General features: G+C 59.9%; 12 protein-coding genes. 6 read left to right on the forward strand and 6 right to left on the reverse strand.

What is annotated here, in order from left to right; translation table 11 throughout:
* Nucleotides 1–55 precede the first annotated feature (55 nt).
* Nucleotides 56–1,606, reverse strand: a complete 1,551-nt coding sequence (locus tag BLR44_RS24780; protein WP_089687281.1) for a M20/M25/M40 family metallo-hydrolase — start codon at nt 1,604–1,606, stop codon at nt 56–58.
* 63 nt (nt 1,607–1,669) lie between these two features.
* Between BLR44_RS24780 and BLR44_RS24785 the strand changes: the two genes are divergently transcribed.
* The gene (locus BLR44_RS24785) at nt 1,670–2,059 is read left to right on the forward strand and encodes an SMU1112c/YaeR family gloxylase I-like metalloprotein (protein ID WP_089687283.1); all 390 of its coding nucleotides are present in this window, start codon (nt 1,670–1,672) and stop codon (nt 2,057–2,059) included.
* Between the two features lie 155 nt (nt 2,060–2,214).
* Here the strand turns inward: BLR44_RS24785 and BLR44_RS24790 are convergent, their stop codons facing one another.
* Nucleotides 2,215–3,210, reverse strand: a complete 996-nt coding sequence (locus BLR44_RS24790) for an NAD(P)H-quinone oxidoreductase (RefSeq protein WP_245706163.1) — start codon at nt 3,208–3,210, stop codon at nt 2,215–2,217.
* Between the two features lie 226 nt (nt 3,211–3,436).
* Between BLR44_RS24790 and BLR44_RS24795 the strand changes: the two genes are divergently transcribed.
* The 4 genes from BLR44_RS24795 (at nt 3,437) to BLR44_RS24810 (ending at nt 9,594) form a co-directional block, all read left to right on the forward strand.
* Nucleotides 3,437–5,077: a PAS domain S-box protein gene (locus BLR44_RS24795; protein ID WP_089687287.1), complete on the forward strand. Its 1,641-nt coding sequence runs from the start codon at nt 3,437–3,439 to the stop codon at nt 5,075–5,077.
* Between the two features lie 186 nt (nt 5,078–5,263).
* Nucleotides 5,264–7,975 (forward strand): bifunctional acetate--CoA ligase family protein/GNAT family N-acetyltransferase, encoded by a 2,712-nt coding sequence (locus BLR44_RS24800; RefSeq protein WP_089687289.1) that lies wholly within the window; start codon nt 5,264–5,266, stop codon nt 7,973–7,975.
* A 1-nt stretch (nt 7,976) separates the two neighbouring features.
* On the forward strand, nt 7,977–8,579 hold the full coding sequence (locus tag BLR44_RS24805; RefSeq protein WP_089687291.1) for an HAD family hydrolase: 603 nt from the start codon (nt 7,977–7,979) through the stop codon (nt 8,577–8,579).
* 100 nt (nt 8,580–8,679) lie between these two features.
* The gene (locus BLR44_RS24810) at nt 8,680–9,594 is read left to right on the forward strand and encodes a DNA-3-methyladenine glycosylase family protein (RefSeq protein ID WP_089687293.1); all 915 of its coding nucleotides are present in this window, start codon (nt 8,680–8,682) and stop codon (nt 9,592–9,594) included.
* On the opposite strand, the gene BLR44_RS24815 is transcribed toward BLR44_RS24810, so the two are convergent.
* The 4 genes from BLR44_RS24815 to BLR44_RS24830 form a co-directional block, all read right to left on the reverse strand.
* Nucleotides 9,572–9,856, reverse strand: coding sequence for an Ada metal-binding domain-containing protein (locus BLR44_RS24815; protein ID WP_089687295.1), 285 nt, complete (start codon nt 9,854–9,856; stop codon nt 9,572–9,574). The two genes, BLR44_RS24810 and BLR44_RS24815, sit on opposite strands and share 23 nt — an antisense overlap.
* A 5-nt stretch (nt 9,857–9,861) precedes the next feature.
* Complete coding sequence (locus tag BLR44_RS24820) at nt 9,862–10,734, reverse strand: methylated-DNA--[protein]-cysteine S-methyltransferase (protein WP_089687297.1); 873 nt, start codon at nt 10,732–10,734, stop codon at nt 9,862–9,864.
* 150 nt (nt 10,735–10,884) lie between these two features.
* Nucleotides 10,885–11,664 carry a rhamnogalacturonan acetylesterase gene (locus BLR44_RS24825; protein WP_089687299.1) on the reverse strand — a complete coding sequence of 260 codons (780 nt, stop codon included), beginning with the start codon at nt 11,662–11,664 and terminating at the stop codon, nt 10,885–10,887.
* 26 nt (nt 11,665–11,690) lie between these two features.
* The gene (locus tag BLR44_RS24830) at nt 11,691–13,046 is read right to left on the reverse strand and encodes a glycoside hydrolase family 88/105 protein (RefSeq protein WP_089687301.1); all 1,356 of its coding nucleotides are present in this window, start codon (nt 13,044–13,046) and stop codon (nt 11,691–11,693) included.
* Nucleotides 13,047–13,657: 611 nt separating this feature from the next.
* Between BLR44_RS24830 and BLR44_RS24835 the strand changes: the two genes are divergently transcribed.
* Nucleotides 13,658–17,104: a two-component regulator propeller domain-containing protein gene (locus BLR44_RS24835; RefSeq protein ID WP_176956198.1), complete on the forward strand. Its 3,447-nt coding sequence runs from the start codon at nt 13,658–13,660 to the stop codon at nt 17,102–17,104.
* The last annotated feature ends 161 nt before the right edge of the window (nt 17,105–17,265 follow it).

Consider the following 17,265-nt stretch of genomic DNA (forward strand, 5'->3'; position numbering starts at 1 on the left):
GCGGGGAAGGCCGTTGGTACGATCTTCCCCGCGTTGGGCTACCGGTCGATTCCGGTTACTCGAACATGCTTTTTTCGGGCTGCGGCAACGGCTCGCGGGGCAGCTTCTCGTCGCGCTGGGCGGTATGATACACCATCGACGCCACAATAACGGCCATTTGTTGCAAGTCTTCTTTCACCAGGCGCTCGTAAACGTCCATGTTGGTGTGGTGCGTACGCGTACCGTACTCAATCGGGTCCTGGATGAACTGGAACCCCGGCAACCCGACGGCATCAAAACCAAGGTGATCGGTACCGCCCGTGTTCTGGATCGTCACGGTGGGGTGGTCAATCATGTCCTTGAACGGTGCAAACCAGGCTTCGAAAATCGGGCGCACGGCGTCGTTGCCTTGCAGGTAAATGCCACGGATGCGTCCCGTCCCGTTGTCGATGTTGTAGTACGCCGACAGCTTGCTATGGTCCGGCTTGAGTTGCATCGTTGCCTGATCGGCAAAGTGATTTTTCACGTAGTTGCGTGACCCGTAAATTCCCTGCTCTTCGCCCGACCACAACGCAATGCGGATGGTTCGCCGGGGACGCAGGCCCGACTGCTGCAAAATCCGTACGGCTTCCATCATCACGATGCATCCGGCCGCGTTGTCGGTCGCGCCCGTTCCGGCGTGCCACGAGTCAAGGTGACCGCCCAGCATCACCAGTTCCGATTTCAGGTTTTTGTCCGTTCCGGGAATTTCCGCCACCACGTTGTAGGCACCCAGGTCCTGATCGAAAAACCGGGTCTGAACGTCGGCTTCCAGTTTGACGGGCTGGTCGTGTTCCAGCAGACGCGCCATCAGGTCGGCGTGCTCGGGGGCCATCTCGATTTCGGCGAGGGCCGGTTCAGCATCGCCTTGGTACGAAGCGCCGTTCGACGTAAAGAACGTGCCGTGTTTGCCACGCGTACCGCGGATGATCAGCGCCGCGTTCTCCTCCTGCAAAAACGCCCCGATTTTCTGTTGCAACGCCCGCCGCGCCCGGTACTGGGCAATGAATTCCGGCGTGTAGCGGCTGCTGTGCCCAATCGGCTGTTTGCCCTTTTCCAGCAACTCTTCTTCGGTGAGGCGCGTGCCGTCGGGCTCGAACGTGGGGGCCGTTTCGGCGGTGGACTTTACCAGCACAATTTTCCCGGCCAGTTTTCCTTTGTATTGCGCCAGGTCCTCTTCCGTAGTGGCATTCATCAGCACGACCTCGCCGGAAATGGGTCCGTTGGTGCCGCTCGTCCACGCTTTCGGCGCACCGATCAGCGGGAAATAATACGGCTCCGTCATGGCGGCGTAGTACTTCTCGGTCTGCCATCCTTTGCCGAATTCGCCCCATTTTTCCAGTTGAGCGTTTTTCAGGCCCCATTCCGTCAACTGCCCGACGGCCCACTCGGCGGCCCGCTGGTAGCCCGGCGAGTTGGTGAGGCGCGGTCCGGAGGCATCGGTCAGATGAAAGGCGATCTCCTCTACCTGCGAGTTTTCAAGGCCTTCGTGCTTAATTTTGTGAACCGCACTCAGATCGGCCGCATCCTGCGACCAGGCGGCTGACGAAAGCAGCACCGCGGCAATCAACGCGTATCTTTTTCTCATATTACGTACGTTAAGGGTTGGGAAGACTCAAATGTATGCACCAACCGCCATCCCCCCTAGCCCATGATTAAAATCAACCGGATTCATCACGTAGCCCTTATTGTCTCCGACTATGCCCGTTCCAAGCATTTTTACACGCAGGTGCTGGGGCTGCCGGTCGTGAAAGAAACGTACCGCGCCGCGCGCGACTCCTACAAACTGGATCTGGCCGTGGGCGACCATTACCAGCTCGAACTGTTCTCGTTTCCCGATCCGCCGCCGCGTCCCTCCTACCCCGAAGCCGCCGGCCTGCGCCACCTGGCCTTTGAGGTTGACGACGTAGCGGCGGCCAAAGCGAGCCTCGAAGCGCAGGGCATTGCCGTGCAGGACATCCGGGTCGACGAACTCACCGGAAAGAAGTTTGCCTTTTTCGACGATCCCGACGGCCTGCCGTTGGAGGTCTACGAACGATAAATCCGCGATTGCGCGGCCTGACGAAGGGGTGAAGTAGTAGAGGAACCGTCTATCAGAAAAGACGTGAGGGAGCTTCTACCCTTCTGTTTCTTCCTCTGGAACGTTGACCGATTGCTCGTTACACGCCGAACGCCCTCAGTATCAATTTCATTCCCTCATTCTTCGATGCTCAGGATAATTTTTCCGGCATTTTCGTTGGCTTCCATCAGGCGATGCGCTTCGGCAGCCTGCGACCAGGGCAGCACTCGATCGATCACGGGGCGAAGTTGCCCTTCGCGGAGGCGGTTGAAAGCAAATTCCTGAAACGCTTCGGTCAGGCGAATCTGGTACGCCCGGGAGCGCGCCCGGAGGGTAGAGCCTTTGATGGAGAGGCGGCGGGACAAGACCGTACGCAGGTCCAGTTCGTCTACCTTTCCGCCGCCCAGCGTGGCCAGCAAGACCAGCCTGCCGTCGGTTTTCAGCAGGCTGATGTTCTGCGAAAAGTAAGGCGCGGCGATAAAGTCGACAATCAGGTCGACGCCTCTGCCCCCGGTCCGTTGTTGCACCTCGGGGGCAAACGGTCCCTGTTGGTAGTCGATGGTGTGGTCGGCGCCTAGCTCCCGGCAAAGCGCGTGCTTCCCCGCCGAAGCGGTCACCAGCACCGTTGCCTCCATCGCCTTGGCCAGTTGAATGGCGGCTGTCCCAACGCCACTCGCGCCCGCATGGATCAGCACCTGTTCGCCCGCCTGCAACTCGCCCAGCCACATCAGGGCCTGAAACGCCGTCAGGAAAACTTCCGGCACGGCCGCCGCTTCGGCGTAGCTCCACTCGTCCGGCATAGGCAACGCCATCTGTTCGTGGATCACCGCATATTCGGCGTACCCTCCGCCCGGCAACAGACCAAACACCCGGTCGCCCACCTGATGGCGGGTCACCGCCGCGCCTACGGCTACCACTTCGCCCGCCATTTCGAGTCCCAACAAAGGACTGGCCCCTTTGGGAGGTGGATACTTGCCCTGGCGCTGCAAGGTATCGGCCCGGTTAACCGCCGTGGCGGCCACTTTTACCAGAAGTTCGTCGGAAGCTGGCTCGGGGCGTTCGGCTTCGCCGAGCAAGAGTTGTTCGGGGCCGCCCGGTTCGCGGACCAGCACCGCACGCATGAAAGTAGGCATGGGATCAAAAAGTAGATGAGCGTAAAGATAGAAAATGGGCTGGTCCGGTGTCGACAGCGTCGGAGCGCATCATAGTTTCATTTCTTCATATAGTACACTTTTTTCGGATTTATCTGTACACGGTGAGGTTTAGTGCCCGCTTGCCCAATCTGGGCTCGGCGCAGTGACGACCTTTGTGTGTTCGCTCCCTAAACTTCTACACTTCAAACTTTTACGTTGTCTGCTCATGGGAATTCCCGTTACACTGGTGCAAAAGAAGCAACTCGCTTCCCTGCAAGAAACCATTTCGAAAAAGGAACAAACGATCGAACGTGCCTCCTTTTTCATCAAAGAAATCGAGAAGGGCAACCTGGATCTCCAGTTGGAAGCACAGGACGACGACCAGTTGCACGCCGCGCTGGTCAGCATGAAAGATCAGTTGCAGAAGATTTCCAAAGAGGAAAAAGAGCGCACCTGGGTCACCGAAGGGCTGGCCAAGTTTGCTGACATTCTGCGCCAGCACAACGACGATCTCGAAGAACTGACGGACCACCTGCTGCGCGACCTCGCCGACTACATGGGCATCAACCAGGCGGCTTTGTTCGTGCTGAATACCGACGAGGAAGACGAGCCTTTCCTGGAGATGTGTGCCTGTTATGCCTACAACCGTAAAAAATACCTGCACAAACGGGTGGAATTGGGCGCCGGCATGATCGGGCAGGCGTTTCTGGAAAAAGAGCCACTTTACCTGACCGAAATTCCGGAAGATTACGTGGCCATTACGTCCGGCACCGGCAAGGCCCTTCCGCGCAACATCGTCATCATTCCGCTGAAGGTAAACGACCAGATGTATGGGCTGATCGAACTGGCCTCGTTTACGTTGATTCCCCCTTACCGCCAGCAGTTTCTGGAACGCCTGGGCGAATCGATTGCCTCTACGCTCGCGTCGGTAAGAATTGCCCAACGAACCCAACGCCTGCTGCAGGAATCGCAGCAACAGGCGGAGATGTTACAGGCGCAGGAGGAGGAAATGCGGCAGAATATGGAGGAACTCTCCGCCACGCAGGAGGAGATGGCGCGCAAGGGTACCGAAATCGAACATCAGATCAAGGCGATTCAGAACAGCGGCATCGCCTCCATCGAGTTTACCCCGGACGGCACCATCCTGGCCGCCAACGAAAGTTTTATCCAGTTGATGGGGTACCGCCTGGACGAAATTCAGGGCAAACATCACCGCATCTTTATGCCCGACGACCAAGCCCACACAGCCGACTACCAGCTTTTCTGGCAGGAATTGAGTGAGGGAAAGTCCAAATCCGGGGAGTATATGCGCGTCAACCGGAAGGGCGAGCGCGTCTACCTGCGCGGCAGCTACTCGGCCATTCGCGACAATACCGGCGACGTGGTGCGTGTCCTGAAGCTGGCGACCGACATTACGGCCATCAAAGCGGCCGAGCTGGACGCCCGGCAACAGGTCGAAACGCTTTCGGGGAAACAAGGCCAACTGGAGCAACTGCTGGAAGAGCTGCACGAAAAAGAGCACGTCCTCATGTCGATCATGAACGAGATCGACCTACCGCTGGTCGCCCTGGATGCACACCATCGCTTGATTACCTGCAACCGCGCGTTCGAAGCCTCATTCAAAGATTCGCCGGCAGCCTGCACCCCCGGGGCCGATTTCCTGGCCCTGTTGGACTCAGAAGCTGCCCAACAAGCGCATCGGGACCGCATGGAAAAGGTGCTGCAGGGCGAAACGGTGAAAGAACGGATCACGCCGGCGGAAGGGCTTCCGCTGGAAGTTACGCTGTCGCCTCTACGGAACCGGCAGAACGAAATTGTGGGTGCTATTTCCTGCACCAAGGAGGTTTCTGAACGCAGACCCTCCTGACAACGGCGCCCTCGGTAATTTCCACCACACAGCGTTATATCGGGCCTGGCTCACAGAGAGTCGGGCCTTTCTTTTTGGTTTTATGGCTTGCATGCCGCGCCCGATTCGCCTAAACTGCTTGCGGAAACGAAACGGAGACGGTCTGCCTTTCGGGTCCACCTCCTGCGAACCTGTCCCGTTGTGCCCATGCCTGCCAGCCTGCATCCTTTGTTTCAGCCGAAATCCGTAGCCCTGATCGGCGCCTCGGAAAAGCCCGACAGCGTGGGTCGGAAATTGTTTTACAACCTGATCACACAACCCTTCGGCGGCACGCTCTATCCCGTCAACCCGAAGCGGCGCAGCGTACTGGGCATCCGCACCTACGCATCGATCGGTGAGCTGCCCGAGCGCATCGATCTGGCCATTGTTGCAACTCCGGCGGCCACGGTGCCCGATGTCCTGGAAGCGTGCGGTCAGGCGGGCGTGCGCAGCGCGATTGTGGTGGCGCGGGGGTTTCGGGAATCGGGGCAACCCGAAGGGCTAGCGCGTGAGGCGGCCTTGCAGCAGATCGTCCGGCGGTACAACATCCGGTTGCTGGGACCCAACTCCATCGGGTTGGTACGCCCTCACGTTGGTCTGAATGCCTCGTTCATTCGGCCGGTGGCGCAACCGGGACACGTGGCGTTTCTCAGCCAGAGCGGCTCGCTGGGCGACGCCATCCTGGACTGGAGCGCCCAGCGGAACATCGGCTTCAGCGCATTTGTGTCGCCCGGGTCCATGCTCGACCTCGATTGGGGCGACCTGATCACGTACTTCGGTGACGATCCGCAGACCAAAGCCATTCTGCTCTACATCGAAACGCTGCCCAATGTGTCGCGCTTTTTGTCGGCCGCCCGGGAAGTTTCCTATACCAAACCGATCATCGCGATCAAAGGCGGACGCACCGAAGGCGGCAGTCGGGTCACCGCGACGCACACCGGAGCCATGACGAGCCAGGACGCCATTTTCGATGCGGCCTTCCGGCGTAGCGGCATCCTCCGGGTCGAAACCATCGCCGAGCTGTTTTCCATGGCGGCCGTGCTGGCCAACCAACCCCGCCCCCGCGACCGGCGGCTGGCAATTGTGAGTAACGCAGGCGGGCCGGCCATTCTGGCGACGGATGCCCTCCTGGCGGGCGGCGGTAAGCTGGCTACCTTTTCGGACACCACGCGGCAGGCGCTCGACCGAGCGCAGGTCTACCATCCGGAAAATCCGCTGAACCTCTTTCGCGACGCCAGCCCTACCCATTACGCGCAGGCGGTCGACACGGTGCTGAACGATCCGCAGGTCGACGGCCTCCTGGCCATTCTGACGCCCCAGGAGTCGGCACGGCCGGAAGCCATCGCCGCGGCCCTGCAACGCACGCTGGCACATGTCAAAAAGCCGGTTCTGACCTGCTGGATGGGCGGCGCTTACGTTGAAAAGGCCAACGAACAGTTGAGCCAGGCGGGCATTCCGACGTTTAATTACCCCGAAACGGCCGTGCGGGCGTTCAATTACCTGTGGCGGTACGCCTACAACCTGCGTGGGATCTACGAAACACCCCGCCCCGCGACTCAACTGCTAACGACACCCGCAGCCGACCCCGCCCCGCCGCGGGAACTGGAGCTGTTCCACCGCGCCCGGCAAGTCGGCGATACGCTGCTGAACGCCGCCCGCGACACGGCCCAGACCGTATTGCCGGAAGTCGAAGCCAAACAGCTGCTGGCCGCCTATGGCATTCCGGTGGTGGAGGCCTTTCGTGCCCGTACCGAAGACGATGCCGTGCAACAGGCCGAACGGCTAGGCTTTCCGGTGGTGCTCAAGGTAGACTCCACCCAGATCGTTCACAAGGCCGAAGCGGGCGGCGTTCTGCTCTCGGTGCCCGACGCCGACTCGGTACGACTGGCCTACCGGCGCATCGAGCGGACCGTCAGCGAACGGGTGCGCCCGGAGGCGTTTGAGGGCGTTCTGGTGCAGAAAATGTACTACTACCGGGGGCTGGAAATCATCCTGGGCAGTTCGGTCGACGACGGCTTCGGGCCGGTGCTGCTGTTCGGAAACGGCGGACGCGTGGCCGAAGTCTACGACGACAAGGCGCTGGCCCTGCCACCACTCAACACCACGCTGGCGCGACGGCTGATGGAGCAGACCCGGATTTTTCGCGCCCTGCGCGACCGCTTTACGCCCGAAGTCGTGGAACAACTGGAACAAGTCGGCGTGCTATTCAGCCAGTTGGTTGTAGATCACCCGCGCATCCGCGAAGTCGACGTCAACCCACTGGCGGTGTCGTCGCGGGGCGTGATGGTGCTCGACGCCCACATCGAATTGCACCCCTGGTCGGTGCCCGACGACGCCCTGCCCCGGCCGGTGATTCGCCCGTACCCCACGCAATATGAACAGGCCGTTACCCTGACAGACGGCACCGCGTTGTTGATCCGTCCCATTCGGCCGGAGGACGAACCCCAAATGGTCAAGTTTCACCAGACCCTGTCGGACCAGACCATCTACCTCCGGTTTTTCTTCCGCTTCGCGTACGAACAGCGGGTCTCCCACGACCGCATGGCCCGTTTGTGTTTTGCCGACTACGACCGTGAGTTGACGCTGGTCGCCGAATACCCCGCCGCTAATCGCATTGTGGGGGCCGGGCAACTGTTCAAAACCCGCCAGGAAGACGAAGCCGAGTTTGCTCTTCTGCTGAGCGACGATTTTCAACGGCGTGGGTTGGGCAGTACTCTGCTGCGTACGCTGGTCGCCATCGGCAAACGGGAAGGCTTCCATACGCTGCGCGCCGACATCATGACCGAGAACACCGGCATGCAGCAACTGGCGCGTAAAGTGGGGTTTCAGGTCCGGTTCGATGCCGACGAAGGGGTGATGAAAGCAACCCTGCAATTTTAAAATGGCCCACGTGACCTCCCGCCGTTATGATACTGACAAACTCCTGGTCATTCTCGACTTGGACGAAACGCTGATTTTCGCCACGTCGACGCCCCACGATACAGCGTGGCATTTCGAGGCAGGTCCCTACAAAGTGTATCGCCGTCCTCATGCCGCTGCGTTTTTAGCGACACTGGCCGCACATTTCGAGGTGGCCGTCTGGTCCTCGGCCTCCGACGATTACGTGGCACAGGTCGTCGCGCAGCTTTTTCCGGCGCACTATCCGCTGCGGTTCGTCTGGGGGCGCAGTCGCTGCACGTTTCAGATCGACTACGAACAACTCGAAGAAACCGGCAGCTACGATCCGTTCAGCCACTACCACTACGTCAAGAAGCTCCGCAAAGTCCGGAAGCGGCTGGGCATCCCGCTGGAACGCATGCTGATTGTGGATGACACGCCTTACAAATGCCGGTACAATTACGGCAATGCGATTTATGTCAAAGAGTTCTGGGGCGATCCGGCCGACGAAGAGTTACGGCACCTCACCCACTACCTTCTTTCGCTCCGTAGCGAGCCCAATGTCCGGACGCTCGAAAAACGCTTCTGGCGCGCACACTATCAATAGCCGATGCAGGCTCTCTCTTCCGCCCTGACCAGAAGTCGCCCAAGGCAAAGCGCAAGAAACGGGTGGACGCCCTCGCCGGCCGCTGCGTAACTTTGCGGCGATGAATGACGTGTACCTTCCCCTCCCTCCGCATTTTAGTTTCGACGAGTGTCGCTGGTTTCTGAACCGCAATTACGACGATTGCCTGCACTGCCTCACGCCCAAGGGCCTGTCGAAAGCGGTGCTGCTGGACGAAGAGCTGGTGGTGTTTTCGGTGGAAGAGGCGGCCGAACAGTTGGAGATCCGGCTGCTGCACGGATCGGCGACGCCCCGGCGGCGGGAACAACTGGCGACGTACGTACGGGACTGGCTCGATCTGGAGCGGGATCTGGCTCCTTTTTACCAGTTACTCTCGCAGCACCCCACCCTCGCCTACATGCCCGAGGCCTTTGGCGGTTTGCGGCTGATCGGCATTGCCGACCTGTTCGAAACGCTCTGCTGGTGCATCATCGGGCAACAGATCAACCTCACGTTTGCCTACACACTCAAGCGGCGGCTGGTCGAAGCGTTCGGCACCTCGGTGACGCTGGCAGGCGAGCGGCACTACGTATTTCCAACGCCAGGGACGCTGGCCGAGGTGCCTCCCGATACGTTACGGGCGATGCAGTTTTCCCGCCAAAAAACCGATTACGTGCTGAACTTGGCGGCGCTGTTTCGCGACGGGGCACTCAGTCGGGACCAACTTCTGACCCTGCCAACCACCGAAGCCCGACGCCAAGCGCTGCTGGCGGTGAAAGGCATCGGCGTCTGGACGGCCAATTACGCGCTGATGAAAAACCTGAAGGCACTCGACTGCATTCCGTATGGCGACATCGGCTTGTTGAACGCGCTGCGCGATCACGGCCTGATGCAGGACCGGAACGATCGCGCCGGACTCGACGCACTGTTCCGGCAGTTTGCGGGGTGGGAAAGTTACCTCGTATTTTACCTCTGGCGCAGCCTGGCCGTGCCTGCTAGCCTTCCGCCGAAGCCCTGACCTTTTCCGCCTGTGCTTTCCATCGCCGGTACGCGGCCCGCAGGCAGTGCCCACACGGCCGATAGCCCAGCGCCAGTGCTTCCTCTTCCGACGCAAAAAATACCCGGTTCTCCCGCCGCATGCGCCGGCCCGAGCGGCAGGTCAGGGTACCGTAGATGTGCAGGGTGTGGTTCCCGGCCCAGCGAATCTGCCCCTGACGCAGGGCGCGCCATCGGTGGGCACGTCCTGCCGGCGTTTCAGGAAAATCGGTGTGCGCGATCATCGTCCTCAGCCCAGCTGCCCGTATTGTGCGGCTTCCCACGCCAGCATGGCTTTTTTGCGCGCCGTTCCCCAACGGTAACCGCCGAGCTGGCCCGCTTTCTGCAACACCCGGTGGCAGGGAATCAGGTACGCGATGTGGTTTTTGCCGCAGGCCGTGCCGACTGCGCGTACCGCCTGTGGATTTCCCACCGCTTCGGCGATGTGTCCGTAATGCGCCAGTTGCCCGGCCGGAATTTTCAGGAGTGCTTCCCAGACTTTCACCTGAAAGTTGGTGCCTTTCAGCAAAAGGTGGATGGGTTTGGGCACCGTGGTACGCGCCGGCGCGAAAATCTGGTCGATTGTGGCGCGGGTCAGGAGTGGATTTTCCGCCCAATGGGCATCTGGCCATTCCTCCTGCAACCCGGCCAGCGCCGTCGCCGGATCTTCCTCTTGCAGAAACACCAGCCCGCACACCCCCCGCCGGGTCACCGCCACGAGCGCCGGTCCGAAAGGCGTGGGGTGCACTCCGTAATATAGGTCCATTCCTTTGGCCTTCTGCTTGTATTCGCCGGGCGACAGCGCCTCGTAGGTCACAAACAGGTCGTGCAGGCGACCGGGACTCGACAGCCCCACACTATAGCTCACGTCCAGCACGTCGCGCGACTGATTCAGCAGTTGCTTGGCGTATTCTTTGGTCAGGTATCGGAGGAAGCGCTGCGGCGTGGTGCCCGCCCAGCGACTGAACATCCGCTCGAAATGGAAAGGACTCAGGTGAACATGATCGGCCACGTCCTGCAAGCTCGGCTGCTGGGTGTGGTGCGATTCAAGAAAGAGAATGGCCCGTTCGATGCGTTCGTAATCGAGGGAGGCCTGCGACGAGGCGACAGCTAATTTTTCCATGATCGGAGGAGTTCTATCGGATTGACAGAACAAAGGTAGTGGCTCGCGCCGGCCCTCAACACCCGGATCTTGCGGTGTTGACATGCAGCACCACAGGCGTTTGCGGATGCATTTTTCAACCAAAACCCGCCCTTGCTTGTCCGTACCGTTTCAGCGCAGGTACTTTTTCAGGCCACAGCGCTTAAGCGCCTTCAGGCCTTCGGCCACGGCTTGCGCATTGAGGCGTGCGCCTGCTTCGTCGGTATGCGTATGGTCGTTGGGGAAAAAGGAGGCGACTTTCTCGGGTCCCAGGGCTTCGTAGTGCGTGGCGACGCGGTCGTTCAGGTCGATGTAACAGACGCCGGTCTCTTCGGCGATTTGCTCGGCCCAGGTGGCGTAGCTGTCGGTGGCCCGCTTAACCTCGCCGTCCTCCCAGTTGTTGCGCGGCACCAGCGAACAGACAATGGGCGTCGCACCGCGGGCTTTGGTCTCGCGGATGTACTGCCGCAGGTACCACCCGTACGAATGCACCACTTCGTGTTGGCCGGTCAGCAGGTTGTCGATGGCCTCCGTTTCTTCGCCGATGCCTTTGATTGTGCCGCGAGCGCGGGACGTGTCGTTGATGGCGCTGGCGTCGTTGTGCCCGAATTGCATGATCACGAAATCGCCGGGCCTGACCCGTGCCAGAGCTTTCTCCCACCATCCCTGCGTGATGAACGTGCGGCTGCTGCGGCCACCCAACGCATGGTTTTCCAGGTGGATGCGGGTGGTGTCCATAAACTCGTGCAGGTAGTCGCCCCAACCCCACTCGCCGTTCGCGCCGTCGCCCCGGCCATTTTTCACGGTCGAGTCGCCGATGATGACCAGCGTGGGCTTTTCTTTGCGGGGAGCGGCCGCCGCCAGCACGACGCAACCGATTAGGATCAGTACTCGAGAGAAAAAGGTATACATCGAAAATCAGTTTGGGAACCGGTGGCTTAGTTCGGGAACATCATGGCACTGTCGTTCATTTTGTTGGGATGTTCCTGCAGAAGTTGGTACATCGCCGCTCCGGCCAGCAGCACGGGTCCGTAGCCGTGCGCCGCGTAGGGGCTGATAGGACGGTAATAGTAAAACGCCGGATCGAACGCCATGCCCGTACCGACGCAGGTGCCTTCTACCTGCCCTTTTTCGTTGACTTTGGTGCTGACGGCGTTCCAGGCCAGCAGCGCCATCGACGCATGCGCCTGCCGGTCGATCCAGCCCCGGTTGATGGCGTGCGCGATGCAGTAGGCATAAATGGCCGTGGCCGAGGTTTCCAGGTAAGAATCGTTGCGGTCGAGCAACTGGTGCCAGAACCCTTCGCCCGACTGGTACGACGCCAGTCCCCGGATGTGGGCCTTCAGCAGCGCGAGCACCTCGGCCCGTCCCGGATGGTTCTCGGGCAACACTTCCAGCAACTCTACCTTGGTCATCAGCGCCCAGCCGTTGGCCCGCCCCCAGTGAAACTGCGGATGCGTCTCCATGCTCTCGACCCAGCCGTGCATGTAGACGCCTTTTTCGCGGTTGAACATCCGCTGCGAAAACTGCCGAACCTGCTTCACGGCCTCGTCGTAATACTTAGTATCGCCCGTCAGCTTCCCCATTTGTGCGATGGCCGGCACGCTCATGTAGAGATCGTCGAGCCAGAGGGTGTTGGGCAGCGGGCGGTTACGAGCCAGCGTACCGTCGGCCAGGCGGTACTCTTTGTTCATGATGTAGTCCATGTACAGGTCGATCTGCGGCCGGAGGTTGCCCCCGACGCCCGCCCGCTCGGCCTTGATCATCGCCATGCACATCGCCCCGGCATCGTCGAGGGCATGGGGGCTCAGCATCTGCCGCAGCGGGTTCTGTTCGTTGGGGTATTTCTGCTGATAGGCGCGGAAGTAAGGCGTTACCTCGCTGAGGAACTTCATGCGCGCGGCTGTGTAGTCGGTGTAGCGTTTGTCGCCGGTTACCTGCCCGGCCAGCAGCATGGCGCCGTAGGTCACGCCCCATTCGTAACTCGTCAGTCGAAAATCGCCGGCCTGAAGCGCAGCATTCTGCACGGGCTTTTTACGATCGGTAATGACGGCCGCGGTAGCGCGGTCTACCACCTGGGTCGGCGTAACGGCCTCCAGGTAGGCACGCACACGGTCCAGCACGCCCTTCACTTCCTGCGGAGAGACTTCACGATAGGGCGTTAGGTAATCGGGTTGCAGCGCGTGGAGCGGAGTGTTGGCGTCGGTCAGGGGCGCTTTCTGGGCGAGGGCGGGGCCCATCAGGAGCGTACCTGTTACAAAAACACTGGCAGCAAGGTGGCGAAGGCAGTTCATAGATACGTGGTCTGGTGTCATGTTGTGATGGTGTGTGCAGGCCGTCTTCCAGCTAGACAGCCGTGCGCGGCAATCTCCCTAGTCGACCAGGCCTTATGGTGCTTTTCTACTGCTAAAGGGACTGTTTCGGTCGGGTTATAATCACGGCGGTGCCATACGTTGTTCGGGTGTGTCGTGTTTTTGTAAAAGTTGCAGCCATAAAAAACGCAGCACGGGCTTTTTATCTCGGAATGTTCGATTAAAATTGCTCGGGGTAGCAATCTTTACGATACACTACCTTTGTAAGTCGATGGAGATGTGCGCCTTACGCCACAATTTCCTTCTGACTCCTGCCGACCGGACAGGCTGGGCGTTCCGGTCAAGGCTACAGCACTTACAGGTTACACGAGGTTACTTGTCGATCAATTGCAGGCGGGCGGCATAGCGCCGTGTGCGCTACCGACCTGCGTTTTACCACGGCTCACCGAATCAGTACATGTTTATTGCACTTTCTTCTTTTCTGCACTTCTTCCGCTTGTTATTCGCCACGCTTCCCGCTTTGCCGTTCGGTAGCCTTGTGATCGCAAGTCGCGTTCGTGCCATTTCTTATTTTTAGTACCTTTTTTATGTACGTGCGAAGCAGTTTTTGGGCCGTTCTGTCGGCACTGCTCCTGAGTGTCGGGGGCGGGTGGGGCACGCTTCAGGCACAGGCGAACGCACCGGTTGTTTTTCGGAACTTCAGCGTAGACGACGGCCTTTCTCACAACTTTGTACGCGAGGTGTTGCAGGATTCGACCGGGCTGATGTGGCTGGCGACCGAAGACGGCCTCAATAAGTTCGACGGGTACCAGTTCCAAACATACCGGGGAGGCTCCACGGGGCAGCCTGGGGCGCTTACCGACCATCCGATCATGGCGCTGGCCGAAGATCTGGCGCACAACATCTGGGTAGGCACCTGGGGCGGAGGTGTGTTTGTGTACGACCGGCAGCTCGATCGTTTTCATGCCCTGGCCACCGACGTGCCTTTGCCTTCTCCCTACATCTATGATCTTTTCTGCGACCGGCAGGGCCGGATGTGGATCGGCACCGGCGGCGGCGGTCTGGTTCGCTGCGATCTACCCACCGGAGCCGATTCGCTCGTTCGGCTGACCGCTTACCAGCACGCCCGCGCCGACGTCCGCAGCCTGGGCAGTAACCGCGTTTATTCCATTGCCGAAGGACCCAACGGGCACATCTGGGTCGCAACCCTGGGCGGCGGCGTCAACCAACTGGACCCAGAAACGGGATCGTTTGTCCGCTACCAACACCACCCACAAGACCCGAAGAGCCTGAGCAGTAACGATGTATACGTGCTTTTTTTCGACCGCCAGGATCGCCTCTGGGTCGGGACCTGGGACGCCGGATTGCACATGATGGCAACACCGACGCAGGGCTTTGTCCACTTCCGGCACGATTCTACGCAACCCCGCAGCTTGCCCAACGATCAGGTCTGGGCGCTGACCGAAGACCTACAGGGGCGCCTCTGGGTCGGTACCGACAACGGGTTAGCCCGATTCGATCCTACAAGCCAACAGTTTCAAGTTTATCGGCATAATCCCGTCAATCCCAAAAGCCTGACGGCCAATTCGGTTAAGTGCCTTGCGGTCGACCGGGACGGGCGCCTTTGGGCGGGCACGTACAACGGCGGCGTCAGTTTGCTCGACGTCCACGCGCAACAGTTCGCCCATTACTTCAGAGGGCTGGAAAACCCCACCCTTTCGCTCAACGACGTCAGCGCCTTCCTGGAACTTCCCCACGGACAGGTCTTGGTCGGGACCGACGGCGGGGGGCTCAACGTATTCGAACAGGGCACCGGTCGTACGACTCCCCTCCCGCAGAACCCCCAGGCGGGGAACGGCAAAGTCAAAACCCTGATGCAGGACAGCCTCGGCCGCATTTGGGTCGGGTATTGGGGCGGCGGATTCGGCTACTTCGATCCCGAATTTCAACGCTTTGTGCATTACCAACGCGAACCGGGTCCACATCGCCTGACCAACAACAACGTCATGTGCTTTGCTCCGGCGGCCCACAATACCCTCTGGGTCGGCACATACGGCGGCGGACTGCATCATTTCGATCCGTCGACGGGCATTTTCCGCACCTACACCCTGTTGCCCGCCGGAACCGACAGCGCATCGGAGCAACACAACGACCGGATGATCTGGTCGCTGTTGGTCGACCGGCAACACGACCTGTGGGTAGGCACGGGCAGCGGGCAGTTGGCACGCATCGACCCCATCACACAACAAAGCACGTTTTTTTCGGAACCGCTTCATGGCGAAGCCGACTATTCGGTGATCACCCTCTTCGAAGATTCACAAGGGCGCATCTGGGTCGGACTGGAAGGCGGCGGCCTGAAACTGTTTCAGCCCGATACCCAAACGTTTCGCTCCTTCACGACCCGCGACGGCTTGCCCAGCAACAGCATTCAGGCCATTGAAGAAGACGATCAGGGCTTTTTGTGGATCAGCACGACCAACGGCTTGGCCCACTTCGATCCGGCAACCGGTGTGCTTCGTACGTACGGCCTGCCCGATGGCTTGCAAGGGTTGCACTTTAACCGGCAGGCGTCCCTGACGCTGGCTTCCGGCCAGATGTTGTTCGGCGGCAACAACGGCTTCAACCTGTTCCATCCCGACAGCCTCGAACAAGTCCAAACGCAGATTCCGCTGGTGTTCACCGACCTCCAGTTGTTCAACCGGCCCGTCCCGGTGGGTGCGCCCGGTTCGCCGCTTTCGGCCCACATCAACCAGACGCACTACCTCGAACTGCCGCATACCGCTTCGGTCTTCAGCATCGAATACGCGGCGTTATGCTACAACGCTCCCGATCAGGTACGGTACCAGTACAAACTCGAAGGCTTTGTGGACGAGCGCTGGCAGCAGGTCGGGCAGGAACGCAAAGCGCTGTATACCAACCTGCGGCCGGGCGATTATCGGTTCAAAGTGTCCATCGTCCCGGAAAAAGGCCTGTCGAGCCCGGTGCGTACGCTGGCCATACGCGTACTGCCGCCGTGGTGGAGCACCTGGTGGGCGCGTGTGCTGATGGTGCTGGGATTCCTCGCCCTGCTGGCGCTGATCTACCGCTTGCGGATGGGAGCTGTCCGGCGGCGCAATGCACAACTGGAGCGGCTTGTGCAGGAACGTACGCTGCGCCTGCAACAGGCCAACGATACGCTGCGCGAGATGAACCAACTGATTCAGGAACAAAAGGAAGAAATTGAGAGCCAGGCGGAAGAGTTGTTTGAAACCCACTACGAAGTGCAGTTGATCAACCACCAGCTGGAAGAACGCGTCGAGCTGCGAACGGCCGACCTGAAAAAATCGAACGAAGAGCTGGACAACTTCGTCTACCGCGTTTCGCACGACGTGCGCGCGCCGTTGGCGTCAGTGCTGGGGCTGATTCAGTTGATGGAGCTGGAAGAGTGTTCCGAACAGATGCAGGTCTACGTCCAGATGGCACGCCAGAGCATTCACAAGCTGGACGGGTTCGTCAACGACATCCTGAACTACTCGCGCAACTCGCGCCTGAAGGTGGAACATGAGCCCATCGATTTCCTGCGCCTGTTGCAGGAAACCGCCGAAGAGCTTCAGTACATGCAGCATGCACAGCGCCTCGAGTTTACCCACGAGGTGACGCTCGCCAAGCCTTTCTTCAACGATACCCGGCGGCTGCACATCATCTTCCGCAACCTTTTTTCCAATGCCATCAAATACCAGCACCTGCACCGGCCCGTCTCGTACGTGCGGACCCACGTTACCACCAATGCCGTCAAAGGTGGCGTCGACATCCGCGTGGAAGACAACGGAATGGGCATTGATCCTTCTCAGGTCGACAAAGTATTCGAGATGTTTTACCGGGCCAGCACGGTCTCGACCGGCTCGGGCATCGGGCTTTACATCGTGAAAGAATCGGTAGAAAAGCTGCGCGGTACCGTCTACGTCGCGTCCCAACTCGACGTTGGCACCACGTTTCACATCTGGCTGCCCGAATCGAATGCCCCTGACGAAGCAAGGACGCAGGTAGGAACAAGTAACTGATTGATGGCGTGATGCCGTTCGGCACGGGAGTGGTTCTGCCGCCGTTCAGTCATCACCTACTTACAGGAGCCGCAACGCACAGGCGACGTTCAATGTCGGCTGCGGCACTTCTTCGCTCATGAAGAAGCCTATGGGGAGACGAACCCAAACGCCGCCACCCC

It is taken from the genome of Catalinimonas alkaloidigena (assembly GCF_900100765.1).
Lineage (GTDB): Bacteria > Bacteroidota > Bacteroidia > Cytophagales > Flexibacteraceae > Mooreia > Mooreia alkaloidigena.

Excerpts from the sequence above, each read along its gene's own strand:
- BLR44_RS24780 (WP_089687281.1), bottom strand. The coding sequence starts at position 1,606 with ATGAGAAAAAGATACGCGTTGATTGCCGCGGTGCTGCTTTCGTCAGCC.
- BLR44_RS24785 (WP_089687283.1), top strand. The coding sequence starts at position 1,670 with ATGATTAAAATCAACCGGATTCATCACGTAGCCCTTATTGTCTCCGAC.
- BLR44_RS24790 (WP_245706163.1), bottom strand. The coding sequence starts at position 3,210 with ATGCCTACTTTCATGCGTGCGGTGCTGGTCCGCGAACCGGGCGGCCCC.
- BLR44_RS24795 (WP_089687287.1), top strand. The coding sequence starts at position 3,437 with ATGGGAATTCCCGTTACACTGGTGCAAAAGAAGCAACTCGCTTCCCTG.
- BLR44_RS24800 (WP_089687289.1), top strand. The coding sequence starts at position 5,264 with ATGCCTGCCAGCCTGCATCCTTTGTTTCAGCCGAAATCCGTAGCCCTG.
- BLR44_RS24805 (WP_089687291.1), top strand. The coding sequence starts at position 7,977 with ATGGCCCACGTGACCTCCCGCCGTTATGATACTGACAAACTCCTGGTC.
- BLR44_RS24810 (WP_089687293.1), top strand. The coding sequence starts at position 8,680 with ATGAATGACGTGTACCTTCCCCTCCCTCCGCATTTTAGTTTCGACGAG.
- BLR44_RS24815 (WP_089687295.1), bottom strand. The coding sequence starts at position 9,856 with ATGATCGCGCACACCGATTTTCCTGAAACGCCGGCAGGACGTGCCCAC.
- BLR44_RS24820 (WP_089687297.1), bottom strand. The coding sequence starts at position 10,734 with ATGGAAAAATTAGCTGTCGCCTCGTCGCAGGCCTCCCTCGATTACGAA.
- BLR44_RS24825 (WP_089687299.1), bottom strand. The coding sequence starts at position 11,664 with ATGTATACCTTTTTCTCTCGAGTACTGATCCTAATCGGTTGCGTCGTG.
- BLR44_RS24830 (WP_089687301.1), bottom strand. The coding sequence starts at position 13,046 with ATGAACTGCCTTCGCCACCTTGCTGCCAGTGTTTTTGTAACAGGTACG.